Origin of the sequence: Roseiarcus sp. (assembly GCF_049514155.1) — a bacterium.
Lineage (GTDB): Bacteria > Pseudomonadota > Alphaproteobacteria > Rhizobiales > Beijerinckiaceae > Roseiarcus.
Genome location: NZ_JBEKVH010000275.1, coordinates 1 through 3,022, shown reverse-complemented (window position 1 = coordinate 3,022; position 3,022 = coordinate 1). Strand labels below are relative to the sequence as shown.

4 protein-coding genes are annotated in these 3,022 nt (G+C 64.0%); 1 reads left to right on the top strand and 3 read right to left on the bottom strand.

The window, feature by feature from the left end; genetic code table 11:
* Both ABSF49_RS21360 and ABSF49_RS21355 read right to left on the bottom strand, forming a co-directional pair.
* The coding region (locus ABSF49_RS21360; RefSeq protein WP_424114507.1) for a Flp family type IVb pilin at positions 1–143 on the bottom strand (143 nt) is incomplete at its 3' end.
* A gap of 334 nt (positions 144–477) precedes the next feature.
* Positions 478–756, bottom strand: a complete 279-nt coding sequence (locus tag ABSF49_RS21355) for a hypothetical protein (RefSeq protein ID WP_424114644.1) — start codon at positions 754–756, stop codon at positions 478–480.
* A gap of 60 nt (positions 757–816) precedes the next feature.
* Between ABSF49_RS21355 and ABSF49_RS21350 the strand changes: the two genes are divergently transcribed.
* A complete protein-coding gene (locus ABSF49_RS21350) occupies positions 817–1,119 on the top strand; it encodes a hypothetical protein (protein WP_424114643.1) in 303 nt (100 codons plus the stop codon).
* 821 nt (positions 1,120–1,940) lie between these two features.
* On the opposite strand, the gene ABSF49_RS21345 is transcribed toward ABSF49_RS21350, so the two are convergent.
* Positions 1,941–3,022 (bottom strand): tetratricopeptide repeat protein (locus ABSF49_RS21345; RefSeq protein ID WP_424114642.1); only part of this gene is annotated, 1,082 nt, incomplete at its 5' end.

Sequence of the window (3,022 nt, the reverse complement as noted above, 5' to 3'; positions counted from 1 at the left end):
TCGGCGAACTCGCTCGACAGCTTCGTGCCGAGGGCCGACAGAGCGCCGATGAGGAAGACGGCGATCAGCGAGGCGATAAGCGCGTATTCGATCGCGGTCGCGCCGGACTCGTTGGCGACGAAAGACTTGAGGGACTTGATCATTACCTTGCTCCTGCTCCAGAAAACATGCCGTCCGGCGCGTTGACTTCGTCGCTCGGAGTACCGGCAATCTAGGCGGAGCCACTTGCGGCCAGGTTAATTCGACAGTGCGGAATTCAACCGACAGCCGCTCGCTGTTCGACTGGTAAAGGCCGCCTAAACCGAGATCCTTCAGAAGGAGACCTCGGTCAGGCTAAGATTGCGTCCGCTAGCGGCCAGAAGCGGGCTGGCGGCTTTCGGCGAGCGAAATGTCGAAGCGACATGCGCTGCCGCATCGCGTCGCGGCCGCTGTCGGTCCTTAAGCCGAAGATCGTCTTTGGGCCTTCCATTCAGTCGCTCATTCCGGCGCGTGGATCACCTCCAAATCCGGAAGCCCCCACGACTGAAGGCCCATGTCGGCGGCCATGATCCCGAGCCCCTCGGACTCGAGCTGATCCATCCAGCGCCGCATCCGGGCGACTTCGCCCCACATTTGACCCAGGTTGACGCCGAACACCCCCTTATTGGCGTTCATCAGAGAGAGCGGATTGAACTGGACCCAAGGCTGTTGATTTCCGCCGAGAACTGACCCAGGCGGCGTTTTGTAACGCTTCGCGTCCTTTAGCCAAGTCCGCATCAGGGGTAGCTTCTTCGCCGCGTATCCGCGCCGAGGGAGGCAGTCTTGAAGCGGGGAGTCTTGACCGCAGCGATCTTGCTGTCGCCGATCTTCGCTCTTGCAGAAAGCAAAAATTACGATGAGCAAGTCTTTTTGGACCGATTCGACGAATCGAGCCATACGTACTCGGGACGCATCATCGTTAAATATACGCTGTGCGACAGCGATCGTTATGGCCCTATCGCCACCTTTGACAAGGTGACGGCGATTGTCGTGTTCGACAAGGCCAAGAGCCCGGAAGACGCAAAAGCGCAAAAACAGGCCGACGTCGACAAGATCATTACGAACTTAGCCGGAGGCGCGCCATTATGTCCTGACCGGTGAACGCGTTCACCGACAATCCGCGCGGTTGGATTGCCGCGCCGGCGCGCATGGGCGGCGCTCTTGGTTGGCGTTGGCGCGGCTTCGCCTTGTCGGAGCGTCAAACGACTGCGATCCGCGCATGCGTAACCGTCAAGCCGATCGCTCGCAACCGTTAAACCGACCTGCGGCGGGCGACCGATACGACCGGCGCCCCATGACCCGAAGCGGTCCGCTGGCTTGCCGCGCGAGCCTCGCCTCGCGAGGCGGAACTCGCCGGAATTGACGACAGCGACTCCGAGCGGGCGCCAACCAGGCTGGCGTCTTGCCGCTCAGCGCCGTCCGGCGATGCGGCGCCGACCCGTGCGCGGGCGGAATTCCAAGATCGCTCGTCCGCTCGATTGATGAGGTTACGTTCCGCCGCAGGGTTGCCGCGGCGCGGATGGACGGACATGCCGGTCGAGCGGCGGAGCCGTCGACCCTCGCGGCGTTAGCCTCGCCGAACGCGTGCGATAACGTCCGTCAGCGCGCATCCGCCCAGCCAAGCGACGGTCGCCTGCTTGAAAATCGACTCGCCACTCGCAACAGCCGCGCCATTTGCCGGCGCCGCTTGAGCCACGCATCTTCGACGTGAAGCGCTCCGCTTTCCAACCTTGCTAACCCTCGCCTGCCCACTTTTCGTCACAGCATTGGCGCGCCAAACGCTCGCCTTGGCGACGCGTTTCCGGCAATTTCCTCGCGGAGGCCAGGATCGTCATCGCCAAATGGCGGCCTCATTGCAACGCCCGACGGCCACGCGCCGCGCCGAGCGACAAGCCCCCGATTCGGAGGTCTTCAACCGCCGGTCAGCTAAATCCCGCGATCTTCAGACCTTCCGTGTAACGTTGGACGAAGTCCTTGTTGCGACAGGGCGCCATCGCCATCCACGACCGAAGATCGAAGTTGGGGTTGAAGTTCATCGACGCCTTCATCACGCGCCGCGCCCCGGCGAGGTCGCCAATCAGGGCGCGCGCGGCGGCGGAGATGCGGAACGCCGGCGCCGGATTGCTCATCTGCTTGATCTGCAGCAACGTCGCTCCATAGTCCTCGCGGGCGAAATGGGCGCCGGCGAGCACCCAACGGACGTAATCGCCGCCGGGATCGAAGGAGCGGACCAGCTCGTCGAGCATGGCGATCGCTTCGCGCGATTGACCATTGAAAACCAGCGCGTCGGCGAGGTCGGCGCAAACGCCCTTGTCTTCGGGACACAGGCTCGCCGCGCGGTTGAGACACTCGATGCCTTCGTCGAGCCGCCGTCGATAGACGCGCACCAGTCCGAGCTCGTGATAGCCGCGGTGGTCGTCGGGACTGATCGCGATCGCCTGCTTGGCCAACTGCTCGGCGTACTCCAACGGCGCAACTTCAAAAGGCGCCCGCACCAGCCATTCCATGACGTGCGATCGCGCTAGCGCGGCGATGGTCGGCACGAAGTCGGGAGCGATGGTCTGCGCCGACTTCAGCAGGCGGCGCGCGCGCCGGATCGACGGCAGGTCGATCGCGTTGAGCAGCCGCTGCGCCTCCAAGGTGAACCGATAGGCGACGCGCAAACCGTCGCCGCCATCGCGCTGCGAGATCTCGCGATCCTCGATATGGCGCAGAATCGTGTTCAGCGTGATCGCCACCCGCTCGAAATACTGGCCGCTGTCGGCGAACGACGCGGCCCAAAGAATCTGGCGCTCCGGCAGATTGAGCAGGCGCAGCTGAATGGCGCTGACCCGACCTTGGCCGAGCCGGACCTCGACCAGGTAGTCGCCCGCTTTCTGCGCCTCGTTTTCGCTCGGCGCGTCGACCGCGAGCACGGTCAGCGCGCGGGTCTGCGCCAGACGGGTGGCGATGTCGGCGCCCAATTCGGCGACCAGCTCGCGCCCGGTCGCGGGCGCATAGCTCG